The following is an 18,392-nucleotide window of genomic DNA, read 5'->3' on the forward strand; positions in this document are numbered from 1 at the left end:
TGTAACCTTGAATAGCGGCAACTCACTCTTGCTCACCGGCAAGGGTGTCTTCCTGTTGCCTGATACGCCGCATGGTGCGGACGTATGAGCTGACCAGCACTAACACGCTGCCGAACCATGCCAAGGGATTGGCGGCGGACGCACCGGCAAAACCGAATGGGACGACTAGGAAAATTGCCGCAAACGCCCGCATGCCGAGTTCAAAGAATCCGGCAACGGTCGGTACCAGTGTCTGGCCTAATCCTTGCAGCAAATTGCGAATCGTGAACAGGATCGCCAACAACCAATACATGCTGGCATTGTAATGGAAATACGTCTGGGCCAAAGCCGTGACGGCTGGTTGATTTGGGCCTAGAAACAAGTTAACAAGCGGCTTGCTGAAGACAATAATCAAGGCACCTAGAACAAGTGACAAACCGACATTGACAATCAGCGTTTGATAAACGCCACGGCGGATGCGGCCATAGGCTTTTGCCCCCAGATTCTGGGCTGCAAACGTGGCCATGGCCACTCCGAAAGAAGCAGAAGGCAACGTCGCCAGCTGGTCAATCCGCCCGGCTGCCGTGTACGCCGCAACCGCGTTGGTTCCAAGCGTATTGAGCATGACCTGTAAGATCACCGCCCCAATGGCAATGATGGACATTTGAAAGCCCATTGGCAGGCCCACTTTTAGATGGCGCAAAATATCCTGCCAATCGATTCGCAAGTCCCGACGCCGGATCACCAGCAGCGGGATCCGCATGCGAATATACACCCAGCACAGCAATGCCGCAATGACTTGAGCGCTGACAGTTGCGTAGCCGGCACCCGCGACCCCTGAATGAAAACCAAGGATGAACCAGAAGTCCAACGCAATATTGATGATGGTCGCGATAATCAGGAAAATCAGCGGTGTGCGCGAATCACCTAATGCCCGTAACATATTGCTCAGCAAATTAAACAGCATTGACGCAATAATGCCAAAGTAAATGACGCGCACGAAGGCAATCGAATCATCCATGATATCCGGTGGTGTCTGCATCACCACAAGTAACGGCCGGGTCATAGTGACCGCGCCAACGGTCAGAATCAGGGAAATGCCAAGCGTAATCCAGACACTCGTCCCAAAACTCCGCCGCACCCGCCGATAATCATGGGCACCATAAGCTTGCGCCGTTAAGATCGACAATCCTGCCGTTGTTCCTTGGGCAAAGCCGATAATTAAAAAAACAATACTAGATGTTGCACCGACAGCTGCCAAAGCATCTTTGCCAATCGTCCGGCCAACAATCAGCGCATCCATAAAACTGTAGAGTTGTTGAAAAAGATTCCCGATTAATAGTGGGATCGTAAACAACACGATGAGTTTTAATGGTTTGCCAATTGTTAAATTGCGCATATCTAACCTCCAAAATTTGTAATGTTTGTGTGATTGCGGGTGGGGAAGGCAAAGCTTCTTTCTTACTCCCATAACGCGCTCACCGGCGCAGAAGCCTGCACATAAGGACCTCGAGCCTAAATGGCCAAAGACCAGCCATTTAGGCTCGAGGCCGCTTATGCTCCGGCTTCTAACCGCGCCGGTTCGCGCTCAACAATTCCACCACCATAGCACAAAAAACCAGACAGCTGAATAACTGTCTGGTAAATGAAACATATTTGCAATCAAACGTCGGCGCCACCGCCACCGGAGCTGCCGCCGCCCCAGCTTGAGCCGCCTCCGGATCCGCCGCCAAAGCCACCGCCGAAACCGCCTCCGCCGCCTCTTCGGCCTGCGGAAAGCAAGGCATCAATGATCAGCCATAGCCAGAAACCGCTATCGCCATCACGGCGGCGACCACCGCGGCCACCACCGCCACGGCCACCGAAGATGACTGCAACGACGACAACCGCCAGGAAAATTAAAATGATTTTTCCTAATAAGCTGCCACCTTGGCTGTGGCCTGTGCTGCGATACTGATTCATGGTTTCATCAGGCACCGTGTTCTGGTCCTTAGGAAACTTATATTTCTTATCAATCACGGTCGCAACGGCATTAAACACCTTGCGCAACGCTCGGTTTAAATCCGCCTTGTTGTGTGACTTAATCGATTTCAGATTGCTGTCTAGAATCTGTCCGGCCAAGGCATCCGGCAAATCGCCTTCAAGACCATAACCCACTTCGATTCGCAGATTTTGCTTACCATTATTGTCGGCATACAGAATCAGGACGCCATTATCGGTGCCTTTTTTACCAATGCCCCACTTTTGAAATAAGTCTGGGGCATAATCTGACAACGGATCGCCGTGGGTGGACTTCAAAGCAGCGACTGCAATTTGCGGCTGCTGCTTGGTTCCCTGATAGTAGCGATTCTTTTGGTCGACTAATTGCTTGGTAGCATTGTCAAGATATTGATCCTGATCCAGGTAGTAATGGTCAGTCGGTCGGGCCGGCAGATCCTCGGCCGCTGCCACCGGATGGGTTGCACCGGCAAACAGCAGCAAGCCCGTCAGCGCGGCGAATAACCACGCTAAATGCCTGCGCATGGCGCCACCTACTTCCCGGAGCTGGAGCTATTACTTGAAAAATCAACGCTTGGTACTGTCTGGGCTGACGGGGTGGCTTTAAAGGTATCCTTCTTGCCCAAGCCCATCATGCTGGCAAAAATGTTCTTCGGGAACGTCACAACGCTTTGATTGTAATCACGCACTTGGTCAATATAGCGCTTGCGTTCAACCGCAATCCGATTTTCACTGCCTTCAAGCTGCGTCATCAATGTGTTCACCTGATTGCTGCTTTGCAAACTCGGATAGTTTTCCTTGATGACGTTAATCAAGGTACCCACACTCTTATTCAACTGATCATCGGCTTTAGCCTTGCCAGTCGTTGTGTTCGCATTCGCATAGGACTTGCGGGCTTCGGCAATTTCACCAAAAACCTTTTGTTCCTGACCCATCTGGCCTTTAACGGCATTGACCAGGTTAGGTACCAAATCAGCCCGGCGCTGCATGACGTTTTCAACCTGGCTCCATTGTGCTTCGACTGCCTGATTCTGCTTCGCTAATGAGTTATAGGTGCCAATGCCAAAAATCAGGCAGATCGCCACAATCACGCCGAGCACAATGCTTGTAACTGCAACTGGACTTAGTCGTTTCGTTTTCATCATCAATTCTCCTCTGGGACGCACCTCGGCAGCAAAAATCGTTGCTAGGCCAATTCGCGTCCGTAATCAAGTTTTTCACTTCCTTTTTATTTTACCATGCCGGTACCAATCAGCATCCGGCTAAAGACGGATCTGATTATTTGAAGTAGTTGAACCCGATGGCATCGCGAACTTCCTGCAGGGTTTGATTGGCGACCACATTGGCCTTGGCCGAACCCTGTTTGAGCATTTCCGCAACCGCCCCCATATCTTCTGCGTAATGGGCCCGCCGCGTGCGAATCGGTTCAAGCACAGCCTCCATAACATCGATCAGGTAGCGTTTGATTTTGACATCCCCTAAGCCGCCGTGTTGGTACTGCTCCTTCAACTTGGCCACCTGCGCCTTATCCGGATCAAAAATGTCCAGATAAGTAAACACGACATTGCCTTCAACCTTGCCTGGATCTTCCACATGAATGTGGTTAGGGTCGGTATACATTGACATGATCTTCTTCTTAACGGTATCGGCATCATCCGCCAAATAAATACCGTTGTTGAGGCTCTTGCTCATTTTGGCATTACCGTCAATGCCGGGAAGGCGCCCTAAACCTTTTGGCGGGAAATAGCCTTCTGGTTCGACTAACACGTCTTTGTGATAAGTGCGGTTAAACGTACGCACGATTTCGCGGGTTTGTTCCAGCATCGGTTCCTGGTCATCGCCGACTGGCACGGTTGTCGCCTTGAACGCCGTGATATCGGCTGCCTGACTGACCGGATAAATGAAGAAGCCGGCCGGAACACTGTCACCAAACGCCTTTTGCTTAATTTCTGCTTTCACCGTCGGATTGCGTTCCAAGCGATTGACGGTCACCAAGTCAAGATAGTAAGCGGTCAACTCAAACAGTGCCGGAATCTGGCTCTGGACCAGAATCGTTGTTTTGTCAGGATCAATCCCGACCGCCAGATAATCCAACGCCACTTCCAGCAGTGAATGCCGGATCTTCTCTGGATCATTCGCGTTGTCGGTCAATGCCTGTGTATCCGCAATCATCACAAAAGTCTCGTAATCGCCTGAATTCTGCAATTCAACCCGATTCTTCAATGAGCCAATGTAATGGCCAATATGCAACCGTCCTGTTGGCCGATCACCGGTTAAAATTATTTTTTTTGCCATGCTTATTTCCCTCCTAATTAAAAAAGCGCCCTATGTCATTGCAACATAGGACGCCTGCGCGCGGTACCACCTAATTTGTCCGACTTGCGGACCACTCTTGGCTTAAGGCGCACCCACCGAACATAACCCAAACGACCCAACTTCACCTATCCCGGCCACCGGCTTCACAGCGCCACCGGCTCTCTTGCGACCACTTGGATAGACTACTCATCGCTTGGGTGAATATGAGTTTAGGTTAGCTAACTAACGAAGTGATGTCAACCTTCAGCGCGCAATCCAACTTGCTAACCTTCACTCAGTTTAAAACAAATACTGCAAATCACTCTGCGCACTCGGATACGCATAGATTTGATTAAGCTCGGCTGGCTTTTTACCTGCATCAATGGCTGCTGCGAAAGTATTGATCAGGTCTTCGGCCAAACTGGCGAGTACAACGGCACCGGCCAGTTTACCGGATGTTTTGTCGACAATCGTCCACACTTGTGCGTCCGGATCCTGCAGGCGGTGATAGGTGTACCATTCGGTGGTATCGTTATGGACCACCTTGTAGCGATCAGGCGCAGCTTCTGCGTCTTCCAGTGCCACGCCGACTTTGGCAAGCTCAGTCGGTCCAAAGACAATCGTGGGAATCGCCGGATAATGAATCGGCTCCTGATCGCCCAGAATCTGACTGGCCACATAGCGCCCTTCAAATCCGGCAACCGGTGTTAGTTTCGGTTGCGGCTTCAAGTTCACGTCACCCAGCGCATAGATATTAGGAACGACCGTGCGCAAATGATCATCCACCGGAATCCCGCGGGTGTCCGCCTTAATCCCGGCATTAGCGAGACCGAGGTCGGCGACATTGGCAATGCGACCCATAGCCGTAATCGCCATATCGACATTTATGTCAAAATCATCTGCATGCAGATGCGTCATCGTACCGAGCGGACTGATTTTCGTGAGTTCAACATTAGGGTGGAAATGAATGCCGGACTTAATCAACAACTGCTTCAATGCTTCGGTGGCAACTTTTGGAAAGGCTCGCAACAAGCGATCGGAGTGGCCAATGATATGCACTTCTGCGCCGGCAGCGGCCGCAATATTGGCGAGCTCGACGCTGACGTAGCCGGCACCGATAAACGCGATACTGGTCGGCAGTTCATCTAAATCCAGAAAATCACGGCTCGTTTTCAACAAATTGGCGCCGGGGATATCCGGAAAGCGCGGTGTATGACCCGTCGCGATGACAATATGTTCACCTGTGACATTTTGCGAACCGACTTTAACCGCGTGTTCGCCGAGCAACTGTGCCCGGCCATATAACGTTTTAATACCGGTACGGGTCAAACCGTTCAATGTCCCCGCCGGAATGCCGCTGGTGTAACCACGTTTAAATGCCATCAAGGACGGCCAATCGATTTTAGCCGTTCCACTAATGCCAAAACCATTCATCCGCAAGGCGGCATTTTTCACTTCGACACCGCGATACAGCATCTTTTTCGGATCACAGCCGTAGTTGGGACAGGTGCCGCCCCACAGATCGCCTTCAATGACCAATACCTTCTGTTGCGCCGCGAGACCATAAGCAGCAGCTAAGCCACCGGGGCCGCCACCGATCACAATCGTGTCATAATCATATGCCATCACGATCACTCCGTTTCTGTATTTTGATCAACAAATGCACTTGCCAGATAAGCAACCACACTATGAGTATTAACCACAAACGTGCCATGGTCACTATTCACCTGCAACGTTTCATGTGCGTCTAACAGCGGCAATGCTTCCGCCAGCGTCAAGTTGCCACCCACCGCATGCCGCGCTGACTCGGCAACCGCAAACGGGGCCAGCTGGCTTAAGGTCACCTGCAACCCTTGATTGGCCTGTGCGCCCTTGAAAAGATCGGCCACAAAATCATTCGCCGGCTGAGTCGCAATCGCTTCCGGTGTGTCGACCTGCAAAAGCTTTCCACTGTGCATCACGCCGATCCGATCGCCTAGCTTCATTGCCTCCGCCATGTCATGCGTGACAAAAATCACGGTTGTTTTCATAGCACGATGCAGTTGCAGCAACATATCCTGCAGTTGGGTTCGCGAAATCGGATCAAGGGCGGAAAAAGGTTCATCCATCAACACGACTTTAGGCCGTGATGCCAACGCACGTAAAATGCCGATCCGCTGCTGCTGGCCGCCTGAAAGTTCACTAGGCATGCGATCACGGTATTCGGCCGGCGGTAAATCAACCATTGTCAACAGCTTATCAGTTGCCTGACGAATTTTTTGCCGCGACCAGCCTTTCATTTCCGGAATCACGGCAATGTTTTGCGCAACGGTCATGGTCGGAAACAACGCAATTTGTTGCAACACATAGCCGAGATTCCACCGCAAATCACGAACTCGGTAACTGGTGAGCGGCTTACCGGCAAATTTAATGGTGCCACTAGTTGGTTCAACCAAGCGATTAATCATTTTCAGCGTCGTGGTTTTGCCGCTGCCGGATGTCCCGACTAAAACAAACAATTCGCCTTGCTCCACATTCAGGCTCAAGTCGTCAACCACTGGCTTGCCATCATAGGCTTTGGTCACATTTTCCAAGCTAATCAGTGCCATCAGCGCGCCTCCTTTAGCAGACCATGCCGGACAAGGTAACGATGCGCCACTGTTGCGGCTTTTTCGCGGCGGACACTGACCGCATAGTTCATATCCTGCATCTGTTTTTCGGTGATGTGGTTCGCCAGCTTATTTAACGCCGTGACCAAATGCGGATGGTGCTTGGCAAAACTGTTGCGCATGAGTGGCGCGCCGCGATAAATCGGGAACAAGCCTTTGTCATCCTTCAAAGCGACAAGGTGATACTGCCGCAGTTGCGCGTCTGTCGTATAGCCGTCAGTCAGGTTAATCTGTCCCCGATCCAATGCCTGATACCGCAGCGACGGATCCATCGAGTCGACCTTGAACTGCAAACCATATTTCTGCTTGATGCCTTTATACCCATCCTGGCGATCAATGAATTCCAAGTCGAAGCCGGCGCGAATCGACGGGGCAATTTTGGCCAAATCACTGATTGTCTTCAACTGGTAGCGCTTGGCGAAACTGGCTTTGACAACCAGCGCGTAAGTATTGTTGTACGCCATGGGTTTCAGATAACGCAGTCCTTGCTTCGCCAGTAGTTGCTGGGCCAGCGGATAGTTGTTTTTGCCTGCCGCCACTTGTTTCTGTTGGGCGGCAGTCGGCTTCGTCAAGCTTTCCAGCACGGTTCCGGAAAACTCAGGGTATATGTTGATCTTATCGGTTCGCAGCGCATTGTACAAGAAGCTCGTCTGACCAAAATTCGGTTTCAGCGTCACCTTCACATCAGGGTCGGCTTTTTGGATTAATTCCTTATACATGCTAATTAAAATGTCCGGCTCACTACCTAATTTGCCGGCAATCGTGATCGTTTCTTTAGGTGCGGTCGCCCAGTTGTAAACCTGGGTGCCAGCAAAGCCCAGTAATACAATACCAACCACGCTGACACTCAGCTTCCAATTGACTTTTTGCAATAAATTCAGTAGCCACGAAAAGACAATCGCCAACAACGCCGCCGCCAGCGCACCCATCAAGGTCAATGAAGCATCGTTGCGATCAATGCCTAGCAGGATAAACGTCCCCAGTCCGCCGGCGCCAATCAACGCTGCCAAAGTGGCGGTCCCGATAATCAAAACCATCGCGGTGCGCACACCGGATAAAATGACCGGCAACGCAATCGGCAATTCGACTTTGAACAATTTGCGCAGTCGGCTCATGCCAAATGCATCGGCGGCTTCTTCATACGACGGATCGATATCCTGCAGTCCGATATAAGTATTTTGAAAAATCGGCAGCAGTGCGTAAACAACCAACGCAATGATCGCCGGCACCGTGCCGATACCGACGAATGGAATCAACAACCCTAACAAGGCTAATGAAGGAATTGTTTGCAAAACGCCGGTTACCTGAAGTAAAACTGCCGCTACTTTGGGATGCGTCTGTACCCAAACAGCAAGCGGAATGGCAATGATAACTGCCAAAACAAGCGCAATCAGCGATATTTCAATATGTTGTCCTAAGGCATTGAGCAATTCAACGTGGCGCTCGGAAACCGTCCGCCATAAATCAGCCATGTCAAACCTCCATTTACTTTAATTATTCATAAGTGTACCACCTTGATTTCCGATGCAACAACAAGCGTTATGTCGCATTGCTTTACTTTTCAGGCCGCTGGGCTTAAGATTGTTGACACTATTTTAAACACGAGAGGAGCGCCGCTATTATGGAGAATGCAACCAAAGCAGAAGAACAAGCACGCGTCACGGCGGTTATCGAGAAGCTGAAGGCAAGGTTAGCGGCTATTCATGAGCAAATCGAAGCGGCGCACCGCGAAACCAGCCGCATTGAACGGGCTTACGGTGAAAACACGAAAGTCAACGTCACCGAAGTCGATGACCAAATGGAAACCAACGCCGCCGTTCAGCAACAGAAAGTCATGGTCGCGCGGGCCGTTGAAAACGAAACGATCCTCAAACACGAAGGTGATCGCCTGACGCTACTGGCGGACAATCCTTATTTTGGCCGTATTGACATCGATGAAGATGGTGAGCCAGATACCCTTTATATCGGGACGGCGACGTTCATTGATGAAAATGGCGATTTTCTGGTGTATGACTGGCGCGCGCCGATTAGTTCCATTTACTACAATGGCACGCTGGGTGACGTCACCTATGAAACGCCGGCCGGAGAACAACACGCGGTTTTGAAAAATAAGCGCCAATTCCAAATTGAACATGGTCATATCAAAACCATGTTTGATACCAACGAAACTGTGGGCGATGAAATCCTGCAGTCGGTTCTTGGCGATCAATCCGACGAATACATGAAAAACATCGTCGCGACGATTCAGCGGGAACAAAACGACATTATCCGTGACACGTCCAGTGATTTGCTGGTGGTGCAAGGGGTTGCCGGTTCCGGTAAAACCAGTGCCGTGCTCCAGCGCGTTGCCTACCTGCTGTATCACAGCCGCAGCGATCTAGATGCCGATCAGATGGTGCTCTTTTCGCCAAATAGACTTTTTGCCAATTACATTTCCCAAGTGTTGCCAAGTCTTGGTGAAAAGAACATGCGGCAGGCCACGTTATTTGAATTTTTGGCCAACCGCTTCACTGGCCTCCACGTAGAAACCCTGTTCGAACGCTATGAACACGACGCGGCGGGCTTGCCAAAAGCTGCCGAAACCATTCGCCGATTCAAAGAAGCCCCAAGTTACTTGGAAGCCATCTATGACTTTGCCAAAAACCCGGACCGCACGCCGCATTTCATCGATGTTGAATTTAATGGTGAAACCTTCTTTTCCGCTGCTAATATTGCCAAGATTTACCAGTCGCAACCAGCGCTAATGCAGCCAGTCGACAAGTTTACAGCCACTAAAAATGCTTTGATCAAGCGCTTGAATGCCCGCATTCATATGGAAGCCAAGCAGGACTGGGCCCAATTGCAGGTTTCGGATTTATCGCAAAGTGAATTGGAAACCTTAACCGCCGATCATGAATTTGCGACCGGTGAAGACGAGCAGCAATTCGTCTCAGAGGCCATTGTCTCCAAGGCGTTTGCCCCGATTTACGACGCGCTTTACAATGATCACTTCTATGATGTGTTCCAGGATTACCAACACTTCATGGCTCAAGCAGATGCCCCGGTCAGCGACTCGATTTGGCAGACTATGATCACCGCCTTTTCCGACGGGATTGAATCGCATCACCTGCGTCTGGAGGATGCCGCGCCACTGCTGTATCTACGCGATCTGAGTACGGGCAGCGGGCAAAACAGCCTGATTCAGTACGTTTTTGTCGATGAAATGCAGGATTTCAGCATGGCGCAATTGTTGTACCTGAAGCACGCGTTCCCTAAAGCCAAGTTAACCTTGCTCGGGGATGCCAAGCAGGACGTTTTTACTAGCAACTATCAGCCTAGTGACTTCATTCATGAAATCAAAGACGTCTTTGCGGGGTACAAAATTCGGCTTATTACGTTAAACAAGAGCTATCGTTCGACGCAGCCGATTACGAATTTTGCCAAAGCCCTGTTGCCTGAACACGACCATATCCAAGCCTTCAATCGCGCTGGCGACAAGCCGGAAGTTCTAACGGTTCCGCGCGCGAATGCGGCCGCGGCCCTGTCCAAGCTGGTCACGCGGCTGTTGACGGCTGATGGCACAGTGGCGATTTTAACCAAAGATGCCCAGACTGCGGATCAGCTTTACGCGACGCTCAAGCTCGACACTCCGGTCACGTTATTGTCCGCTAACGATCACAGTCTCAAAAGCGGTTGTGTCATTCTGCCGGTTTACCTGGCCAAGGGACTTGAATTCGATGCGGTCGTGGGTTGGGATGTCTCCGCGTCAACCTACCAAAATGAAGCTGATCGCGATATTCTCTACACCCTGTGCTCCCGCGCGTTACACCATTTGAATCTGGTTGCGCTGGACGAGCCTAGTCCGCTGATCACGGCATTGCCGACTAATCTCTATCGGCACGCTGGCGATGCTTCGGAGGCAAGGGTTTAGTTGCTTCGACTGCAATTAGTCCCATGTCGCGCCAAACTCCGCAATCTCCGGCCAGATGGTGCTGGAACGCTGTGGGCACGAGCTGAGCCCCATCTGGCCTACGATTGCTCCGCTTTGGCACTATTCTCTTGTTACACCAATTCTGTAATACTCACAAAAATCGGCACTAACGATACGCATCATACTTCGTTAGTGCCGATTTGATTTTGTTATTAATATTGTGATAGTTTATCAGCTAAGTATTTTTAATCAACTTTCTAAATGAAAGACCTGGAGGCAAAACCTTGTTCAATCTCCTTCGAACCTTCATGGCGGTTTATGAAACCCGCAGCTTTTCCTTGGCCGCCGAGCAGCTGTTTTCCAGTCAGCCGACTGTTTCGCATCACATTCACCAACTGGAACATGAGCTGAATGTTTCCCTTTTTGAGCGGAACAAACGCAGTGCCACTATTCCAACAGCAGCGGCTGATATTCTCTATGAGTTTAGCACCAACATGCTTGCTGACTGGGATAAAACCAAACAGGCGATGCAAAACACCGCTGCAGCTGCATCGGTCGAATTGAATATCGGCATTTCGCAAAGTGTTGCCGTTGTTTTGTTCCCGAGTTTGGCACGCGGATTGAAAGCAGCCTTTCCTTTTCTGGAATTCAATGTTGCCGTTTTGAATTCGCTCCAGGTGGTGAAGCAGATGGAGGCGCGGCGGCTTGATCTAGGATTCATCGAACAACCGTTGACGCTAAAAGGTGCGGTTAGAACCACGCTTTGCGCCGATCAACTGGTGGTGGCAGGCTGGCCTACCGGTACCTGGCTCACGCGCGAGGAAGGCTCCGGCATGCGCTACTACACAACTGCCTATCTACAAGAAGCCGGCATCACCCCCGATCATCTCATGACCGTTAACAACAACAGCATGCTCCGAGCGCTGGTGCAAAACAAGGTCGGTCAGGCGTTGCTTTCGGATCGAATCGTCCCCCAAGAAGTGCCACAGCAAACCATCGGCGCAAAGTTTCGTCGGCATTTTTACCTGTTGCAAAATCCCGATGTTCACTGGCCGCACAAGCAAGCCATGGTGGACACGATCCAGCATTTAGCCAACAAAGCCGACTAAATCATCAACATCACCATCAGCTAATTAATCAGCCGTATCACTCGGCGCTTGCTGGGTCTGCCAACTGGCGCGAACATTCAGATGCAAAAAGCGCAGGTAATGACCCGTGACGAATATCAACATCAACGTGGCAACCAACCATTCGCTCCACTGCACCACGCTTAACAGGTTATGGGCAACACCGGTTTTGGCAAAAATGCCGATAAAGCGCGTTAACGCCGTTGCGGAGATGACCAGCGGAAACGTAAACGCCGCAAAGCTTGGATAAAACGACAACCGGGTGTACTGGCGGATGCTGAACAACGTGCCAAAATATAAACTCTGGGCAAAGATCAACATACCAAGCGCAAACCAGAAATTAGGCTGATTGAAGCTGGCGAGATAACCGGTCAGGCACAGCGAGGCCGGTGCTGCCATGATGGTCAGCAGTAGCTGGGTGGCCTCTGGTAATGGCACCACCCGCACGCGATGCACGACCACGGGAAACAACGCGGCATACAAGACAAATGCGATCCAGAAAAGCGGCTGCCCCAAAGCAGGCACAAACTGGGCATTGGTCACCGGAATAACACCTAATCCGACAAACGTGACGAACCAACTTGGGTAAATCATGTGCCAGATTTTTTGTTGCGTGAGCAAGTGCCGGGAAAGGAAGAATGCCATCAGGCCAAAGTGAATGAGCACCGCCATCACCCACACAACGGTCGCCACTTGCACCGGCATCCCCCAAGCGGTGAAGTAGGTGCACAAAATCATGAGCGTCATCGAAAATGTCGGCGACACCGAAGCGATGATCGGATCCTGTAAACTCTTGGCAGCATGAAGAGGGGTCAGGCAAAGCTTCAGTAAGATCACCGCAAACAGCAAAAGCGCCACAATGCCGGTGACATCTCCCGCCAGTTGCCATCCGGCTAATTTATATAAGTTCCCTAACGATGCCAGACCCAGTGTCAAGCCGGCCATTGGTAACGGTACTTTTTTCAAAAATGTTGTCATGTCAGCCTCCTTCGCATGCCATTGAGTCTAACAAGAATGATTGGCAATAGCTAAATGAATGTATTGCATCGATAATATTCAGAAATTGAATGAGACTTAAAAAACGTTGACAGTCAGCCGCAAAGCCGACCGTCAACGTTTTTCAGTCCGCACACGATTTAAACTAACAGGATCGTGGCATTGTTAAGCATGTGCAACCCAATCGAATAGCGCATGTCGCGGGTTCGCAGATAGGTCCAGGCCAAGACGCCACCAAGCGCGGCGTAAATGAAGAGGTTGTAGTCAATCCGTGACCCGACAACGTGGGCAAAGCCGAACGTAAAAGCACTGACTAAAATGCTGACCCACTGCCACTTGCGCTGTCGTAATGAGCCGAAACTGTTCATCAACAAGCCGCGAAAAAGGTACTCTTCAACAATCGGACCTCCGACCACGGCCAGTAACTTAATGCCCCAAGGATAAGTTTTCACCAGATGAAGTAAATTGCTCTGATTCGCTGCTTGCGGGGTATGTAACAAATGCATCAGTAACGAATTGGTTAACTGAATGACGAAAAGCAAGCCGATTCCCTGCCAAATAACGGCTGCCGGATGCTTCACCGTCAAGGGACCTTGCTGCCGATACAACCGGCGATAGACCAGCATTAACAACCCGATCAATACCCCAAACGAAATGACAAACGCGCCAATCGCGCCATAAGCACCCCAAGCCGCTTCCCCACGAACCAGTGCCAACTCAGCAAACGAGTATAAGATAAACCCAATGCCGACACCTAATACCTGTAAAAAAGAATGGAATATTTTCAAAGTTAACGTCCTTTCAAGGGAGAGTCGTTACTGTTTCATCATACCAATAATTTCTCGAGCACCAAAATCTTGGGCTTTCGTTGGTCACACAGATTGTTATAAGGCTCGTTCGCGTTCCACCCGTTTAAATGCAGAAAAAAAAGCCCAACAGATCAACTGACCTGTCAGGCAACGTCATTTGCAGCCGTCTATCGGGCTTGAACCGACGACCTCATCCTTACCATGGATGCGCTCTACCGACTGAGCTAAGACGGCAAATGTTTCGGTTGTTTAAAAACAACTGCCTAATTAATGTACACTAAATCTCCAGCACTCGCAAGCCTTTTTTGGAAAAAGTCGTCTGGATTGTCGGCCGCCAGCGCTTTTGTTGCAGTCAGGAATCAGGTGATCTCCATGTTGAAAATAAACAGACGATTGCTTTCCCTTCGATCGGGACGTCATCCGTATCCGTGTAACCATAGACCTTCCCGTAAGTCATCCGAATGCCATCTGCTTTCTGTAAAGATCGCGACAAGAAATGATTGTCATTGTGTTTGCCTCAATTTCGTAAATCAGGCGGTGTTCTTGCGTAATTCGGCGCGACCACATGCCAGACAAGCCGTGTTTCAATGGTTCTGGTTTACCTGGGCCATCAAACGGTGTCCGATCGATCGACGCGATAAGTCGATTGATTTTTCTGACCGTGGCTTTATCACCTTGCTCAAACCAACTGATGTAGTCGCGCCAGGCATCGTCAGTCTAGCGCTCAATTATCCCCATCCCCGGCATCTTTCAAATCATGTTGGCGGGTTTTCCAGCGGCGATCTGGGCTTGTCCACGGCGGATTTTGGCCATGAGTTCAGGATTCGACAAAATCCTCATCGTTTCTTGCATGGCATCAAAATCACGTTTATTCATCAAGACGGCAGTATCAGCCGCATTATCACGGCTAGTAATCAAGAGTGGCGTGGAGGTGTCATTGACTACTTGAAGGTAGTGCTTGAGATTGCGGCGGAAAACTGAGTAGGAAACAGCATCCACGAGATCAGCCCCCTTTCTGGAATTCATTGCGTGAGAACTTGCTGAATTAATTGTGCAATTAAATGTGCATGTAAGCAATACTTGGCGGATGGCTGAAATTCCTAAATGAACTCGTTGAGCATCGCAATGGGCACGGACACACCTTAATTCCCACCCCGACACACTCACCTCAAACCGTAATCACACGGTCAAGTTGATCTTTAATTTCACGACGCAGATTATGGGTCACCATGATCAATGTGGTTTTCGGCAGTGATACCAGCAGCTTTTCAATGGAGATCCCGGCTTTGGCGTCCAGTGCTGCAGTGCCTTCATCACTGATGATGAGTCGGCTGTGCCTGATCAGTCCCCGCGCCAAGGCAATGCGCTGTTTCTGCCCGCCTGACAAATCACCGCCATTGTGTTCCAACACCGTATCTAGCCCTTGCGCTTGGTGTTTCATAAATTCAGTCAATTGCGCACCTTTGATGGCCTGTTGTAACACGTTGTCATCCACTTGTCGTCCCAGGGTTAAATTAAACCGCAGCGTGTCGTTAAAAATGTACGGAGCCTGCTCGATGTAAGTAATCTGATCCCGTAAAGAATGCGAATCCAGCTGCCGGTAATCCTGCCCATCCCAGGTGATCTCACCGCGATAATCGGCCAGCACATCGCTAATAAGTCGCAACAACGTGGTTTTCCCCCGCCCGGATGGCCCGACAAGCGCCACTTTTTGATTAGCCTGCAGCGTCATGCTCAGATCGTTAATGACCGGTTCTTTTTTATGCGGATATGTAAAAGTCACGTTTTGCAGCTTGATTGCGTCGGTCAACGGTGTCACAGGTGCTTTCGCCTTTTGCGGAGCCGGCGCTGCCTTGGCAAACTTATCGAAAATCGGGGCAACTGACTTGACGGTGGTCAGGGCAAAACTCATCAACGTCAAGCCGCTAAAAGTCGTTCCTGCGACAGAATGAATCGTCACCACCGCGCCAACCGGAATGATGTGATTGTAAGCAAGTAACCCGGCCTGAATCAGTAAAAATAGCTGGCTCCCCAAGTTAACCAAATTGATCAAAAACTGAGTGGCCATATTGAACTGAATGTAGCCGACCTGCGCATGGCCCGCGTCATCCGAAGCTTGCTGCACCCGCTCCACCATGACGTGGCGCCGATTGGCCATGAATAGGGTATTGAACCCTTCAAGGATATCGGTCAGACGATTGGTCAACTTCTCGTTTTCCTGACTCCACGTTGCCGCTGCGGCGCTTAGCTTTTTGCGGTAAATCATCGGCACCGTAATTAAGAGCACGGCGCAAACCAGTGTCGTGACAAACAGCGAGGCATGATACGTCAACAAGACGAAGATACTGAGAACCACCTGCCAACTGGCTTGAATGAGATACCCAACATTGCGCAGCCCCTGCGTATTAATGGTGTTGACATCATTGGTCATCCACGAAGTATAAACCGCATCTGACCGGGAATGGTACTGCTCAAACGGCATCGTCGCAATGCTCTTGGTGATCTCCGTGCGAATGTCATTGTTCAGTCGACGTTGGAGCGAGATCTGGTAAATGTTGACCAACGTCTGCATCACCAGTTGCAAAATAGTCGCTACGACCATCACGATTGCCGCAGTCACGAACGCATTGACCTTAAATTGCGTCAAGGCCGTGATCATGTTCCCGGTAAAAACCGATACCGCAGTCAGTGCAGCAATCATGACGCCATACATTAAGATAAACAAACCAAACCGCCATTTTAGTCGGAAAAGATACTGTCGAAAAGTCACTGAAAAGGCCTCTTTTCATATGTGACACTATCCGTCTATGTCAGAAATACTAATTGGCACACCGAGCAGTGTCGCAATCAGCTCGTCGTAATATTAGAATAAACAAATAATAGCATCGAATTCTCATAATAACAATCGCTGCTCATTATTTCCGTATGCTATTGTGTTTTTGCGCATTTGCCTGACGTTGGGCGTTAGAACGATGAACCAATTTTAAAGGGTGTTGGGTTTTTAGGTGAATGTCATGACGCATCTGTTGTAGATTTGACGTGAACATAAACATTTCTTCGTATATTTTGGGTCGGCTCAACTATGCGCCGCGGTTCAGTTTGTGTTTGTTTTGATACTAAAGGATCCCAATGTATGGGGATTTTAGCGGATATTCGACTTTAACGTTTTAGTTTATATGTAGAAATCCTGCCTTGACCTATACCTGCATGAGGTACATAATGCCATTATTGTCGGTTAGCAACGATCGTTATAAGGTATAAGGGCACTTTTATCAGTCACTAGCAATCAATCAGGTAGCCTCATCACGGTTCTAAGTTTAAGTCTGCCCCCTTACATAAAATGAGTCCCATCTTATAAGACTAATCGTTGCAATTACCACGAAAACTGTGCCGTTTATTGTGACATTCAGATGCTGTTACCAAAGGAGGAATATTTGTTGATAAAATATCGAGTCACCGGCTTTATCATTTTAGTGATGACCATCCTTTTTCTTGGATTGGATCTACTTAACAGCAGTAATAAGCTACTTGCTCTGTTATCTGCCCTTTTTTCTCTGCTAACCGTTGTCTGGTTCATTTATTACAACAAGAAAGTCAGAAAGTTCAGTAATAACTAGGTGTATTGCCATGCTTTCTCGTAAAAAGACCGTTCAATACTCGTTCGGAACGTTGAGTCTTTTGGCCGAAATGGGAAAGAAATAAGAACTGAAAAGCAAAGATGTTCCTCCAAATATGATTTTCCATTATATTTGGAGGATTTTTATATGCTGTGGTCAGGAAGTAGGTCTTCTTAGTCCTCTGCCACGTTTTATTTCTTGCCAACCTATTATTTGGTTACTTGTTCACACTACATCCCTTTGCTCACCGCTCGCCGTCCCACTCGGCCTTAAATTCCGCCAAAAAATCTTCCATCACCCGCTGCCGATGTTCAGCAAGTTGCTTGGCAGCTGGGGTATTCAATTGATCTTTTAGCTTCAGCAACTTTTCATAAAAATGATTGATGACGGTGCCTTCTTTGGCGCGATAGGAGCTTGAGGTTAATACTGTACGCGGCGCCAGTGCCGGATCATACATGCGACCACCATGCGCACCGCCGTACATGAAGGCGCGGCCAATGCCGATTGCCCCAATGGCATCTAATCGGTCTGCGTCCTGCACCAGCTGACCTTCCAGGGACAAAGGCTGGCGCTTCCCTAAATTAGCTTTAAAGGACATGTGGTCAATAATTGCGATAACTGCTTGAATCTGTTCGTCCGTCAATCCAGCCGCAGCCATCGCATGACGTGCCGCTGATTTTGCCGCTGCAACATCGTTAACCAGTTTGTCGTCATAAGTGTCATGCATCGTTGCTGCCGCGACAACGACAGCCGAATCAACGCCTGAAGTTTTGGCGGCCAATCGCTTGGCCATCGCGACCACCCGCTCAATATGGTCGAAGCCGTGACCGCTGTGATCCTGTGCGGAGACGGAGCGCGCATAGGCTGTCAACGCCTGCCAATCAATCATGTAACGTACCTTCCAATCTTTCAAATGTGATTACCTGAACTAATTAACCGATAAGCTACCCTATTTGTTGCATGGCTTAACCTCGAGAGTTCATACTTAAAGTATAAAGAGGTTATGTAAAAGG

At 49.7% G+C, this 18,392-nt stretch carries 14 protein-coding genes, 1 tRNA gene and 1 pseudogene; 2 read left to right on the forward strand and 14 right to left on the reverse strand.

Translation table 11 applies throughout. The features are described from left to right. Positions 1-22: 22 nt before the first annotated feature. The 7 genes from LACZS1_RS12340 to LACZS1_RS12370 all read right to left on the reverse strand — a co-directional run bounded on the left by LACZS1_RS12340 (position 23) and on the right by LACZS1_RS12370 (position 8,392). On the reverse strand, positions 23-1,378 hold the full coding sequence (locus tag LACZS1_RS12340) for an MATE family efflux transporter (protein WP_070651458.1): 1,356 nt from the start codon (positions 1,376-1,378) through the stop codon (positions 23-25). A gap of 263 nt (positions 1,379-1,641) precedes the next feature. Continuing rightward, complete coding sequence (locus LACZS1_RS12345; protein WP_070651455.1) at positions 1,642-2,502, reverse strand: TPM domain-containing protein; 861 nt, start codon at positions 2,500-2,502, stop codon at positions 1,642-1,644. Between the two features lie 8 nt (positions 2,503-2,510). After that, on the reverse strand, positions 2,511-3,119 hold the full coding sequence (locus tag LACZS1_RS12350) for a LemA family protein (RefSeq protein WP_010490914.1): 609 nt from the start codon (positions 3,117-3,119) through the stop codon (positions 2,511-2,513). Positions 3,120-3,255: 136 nt separating this feature from the next. Beyond that, positions 3,256-4,272: a tryptophan--tRNA ligase gene (gene trpS, locus LACZS1_RS12355; RefSeq protein WP_070651453.1), complete on the reverse strand. Its 1,017-nt coding sequence runs from the start codon at positions 4,270-4,272 to the stop codon at positions 3,256-3,258. Between the two features lie 300 nt (positions 4,273-4,572). Beyond that, complete coding sequence (locus LACZS1_RS12360) at positions 4,573-5,898, reverse strand: dihydrolipoyl dehydrogenase family protein (protein ID WP_070651451.1); 1,326 nt, start codon at positions 5,896-5,898, stop codon at positions 4,573-4,575. Between the two features lie 5 nt (positions 5,899-5,903). Further along, positions 5,904-6,860, reverse strand: coding sequence for an ABC transporter ATP-binding protein (locus LACZS1_RS12365; protein WP_070651450.1), 957 nt, complete (start codon positions 6,858-6,860; stop codon positions 5,904-5,906). After that, positions 6,860-8,392: an ABC transporter permease/substrate-binding protein gene (locus LACZS1_RS12370; RefSeq protein ID WP_010490910.1), complete on the reverse strand. Its 1,533-nt coding sequence runs from the start codon at positions 8,390-8,392 to the stop codon at positions 6,860-6,862. The genes LACZS1_RS12365 and LACZS1_RS12370 overlap by 1 nt, the downstream gene beginning before the upstream one ends. Before the next feature lie 149 nt (positions 8,393-8,541). On the opposite strand from LACZS1_RS12370, the gene helD reads away from it, so the two are divergent. Both helD and LACZS1_RS12380 read left to right on the forward strand, forming a co-directional pair. Continuing rightward, the gene (gene helD / locus LACZS1_RS12375) at positions 8,542-10,830 is read left to right on the forward strand and encodes an RNA polymerase recycling motor HelD (RefSeq protein ID WP_070651448.1); all 2,289 of its coding nucleotides are present in this window, start codon (positions 8,542-8,544) and stop codon (positions 10,828-10,830) included. A gap of 284 nt (positions 10,831-11,114) precedes the next feature. Then, positions 11,115-11,939: a LysR family transcriptional regulator gene (locus LACZS1_RS12380; RefSeq protein WP_070651446.1), complete on the forward strand. Its 825-nt coding sequence runs from the start codon at positions 11,115-11,117 to the stop codon at positions 11,937-11,939. A 24-nt stretch (positions 11,940-11,963) separates the two neighbouring features. Here LACZS1_RS12380 and LACZS1_RS12385 read toward each other — a convergent pair whose 3' ends face one another. From LACZS1_RS12385 to LACZS1_RS12415, 7 genes and pseudogenes are all read right to left on the reverse strand, one after another. Beyond that, positions 11,964-12,935 (reverse strand): TDT family transporter, encoded by a 972-nt coding sequence (locus tag LACZS1_RS12385; RefSeq protein WP_274804402.1) that lies wholly within the window; start codon positions 12,933-12,935, stop codon positions 11,964-11,966. A 158-nt stretch (positions 12,936-13,093) separates the two neighbouring features. Continuing rightward, the gene (locus LACZS1_RS12390; RefSeq protein ID WP_070651442.1) at positions 13,094-13,741 is read right to left on the reverse strand and encodes a CPBP family intramembrane glutamic endopeptidase; all 648 of its coding nucleotides are present in this window, start codon (positions 13,739-13,741) and stop codon (positions 13,094-13,096) included. A 182-nt stretch (positions 13,742-13,923) separates the two neighbouring features. Beyond that, positions 13,924-13,996 (reverse strand) — tRNA-Thr (locus tag LACZS1_RS12395). Positions 13,997-14,215: 219 nt separating this feature from the next. Next, a pseudogene (locus LACZS1_RS12400) lies at positions 14,216-14,479 on the reverse strand (Txe/YoeB family addiction module toxin); the annotation flags it as partial. Positions 14,480-14,512: 33 nt separating this feature from the next. Further along, positions 14,513-14,761 carry a type II toxin-antitoxin system Phd/YefM family antitoxin gene (locus LACZS1_RS12405; RefSeq protein ID WP_093997762.1) on the reverse strand — a complete coding sequence of 83 codons (249 nt, stop codon included), beginning with the start codon at positions 14,759-14,761 and terminating at the stop codon, positions 14,513-14,515. Positions 14,762-14,930: 169 nt separating this feature from the next. Further along, positions 14,931-16,532, reverse strand: a complete 1,602-nt coding sequence (locus LACZS1_RS12410; protein ID WP_070651435.1) for an ABC transporter ATP-binding protein — start codon at positions 16,530-16,532, stop codon at positions 14,931-14,933. Between the two features lie 1,091 nt (positions 16,533-17,623). Beyond that, positions 17,624-18,268 carry an HD domain-containing protein gene (locus LACZS1_RS12415; protein WP_070651432.1) on the reverse strand — a complete coding sequence of 215 codons (645 nt, stop codon included), beginning with the start codon at positions 18,266-18,268 and terminating at the stop codon, positions 17,624-17,626. Positions 18,269-18,392: the final 124 nt, after the last annotated feature.

It is taken from the genome of Lacticaseibacillus zeae subsp. silagei, from assembly GCF_030770335.1.
In the GTDB taxonomy this organism is placed as follows: domain Bacteria; phylum Bacillota; class Bacilli; order Lactobacillales; family Lactobacillaceae; genus Lacticaseibacillus; species Lacticaseibacillus zeae.

Excerpts from the sequence above, each read along its gene's own strand:
- trpS (WP_070651453.1), bottom strand. The coding sequence starts at position 4,272 with ATGGCAAAAAAAATAATTTTAACCGGTGATCGGCCAACAGGACGGTTG.
- LACZS1_RS12370 (WP_010490910.1), bottom strand. The coding sequence starts at position 8,392 with ATGGCTGATTTATGGCGGACGGTTTCCGAGCGCCACGTTGAATTGCTC.
- LACZS1_RS12365 (WP_070651450.1), bottom strand. The coding sequence starts at position 6,860 with ATGGCACTGATTAGCTTGGAAAATGTGACCAAAGCCTATGATGGCAAG.
- LACZS1_RS12415 (WP_070651432.1), bottom strand. The coding sequence starts at position 18,268 with ATGATTGATTGGCAGGCGTTGACAGCCTATGCGCGCTCCGTCTCCGCA.
- helD (WP_070651448.1), top strand. The coding sequence starts at position 8,542 with ATGGAGAATGCAACCAAAGCAGAAGAACAAGCACGCGTCACGGCGGTT.
- LACZS1_RS12350 (WP_010490914.1), bottom strand. The coding sequence starts at position 3,119 with ATGAAAACGAAACGACTAAGTCCAGTTGCAGTTACAAGCATTGTGCTC.
- LACZS1_RS12360 (WP_070651451.1), bottom strand. The coding sequence starts at position 5,898 with ATGGCATATGATTATGACACGATTGTGATCGGTGGCGGCCCCGGTGGC.
- LACZS1_RS12340 (WP_070651458.1), bottom strand. The coding sequence starts at position 1,378 with ATGCGCAATTTAACAATTGGCAAACCATTAAAACTCATCGTGTTGTTT.
- LACZS1_RS12345 (WP_070651455.1), bottom strand. The coding sequence starts at position 2,502 with ATGCGCAGGCATTTAGCGTGGTTATTCGCCGCGCTGACGGGCTTGCTG.
- LACZS1_RS12385 (WP_274804402.1), bottom strand. The coding sequence starts at position 12,935 with ATGACAACATTTTTGAAAAAAGTACCGTTACCAATGGCCGGCTTGACA.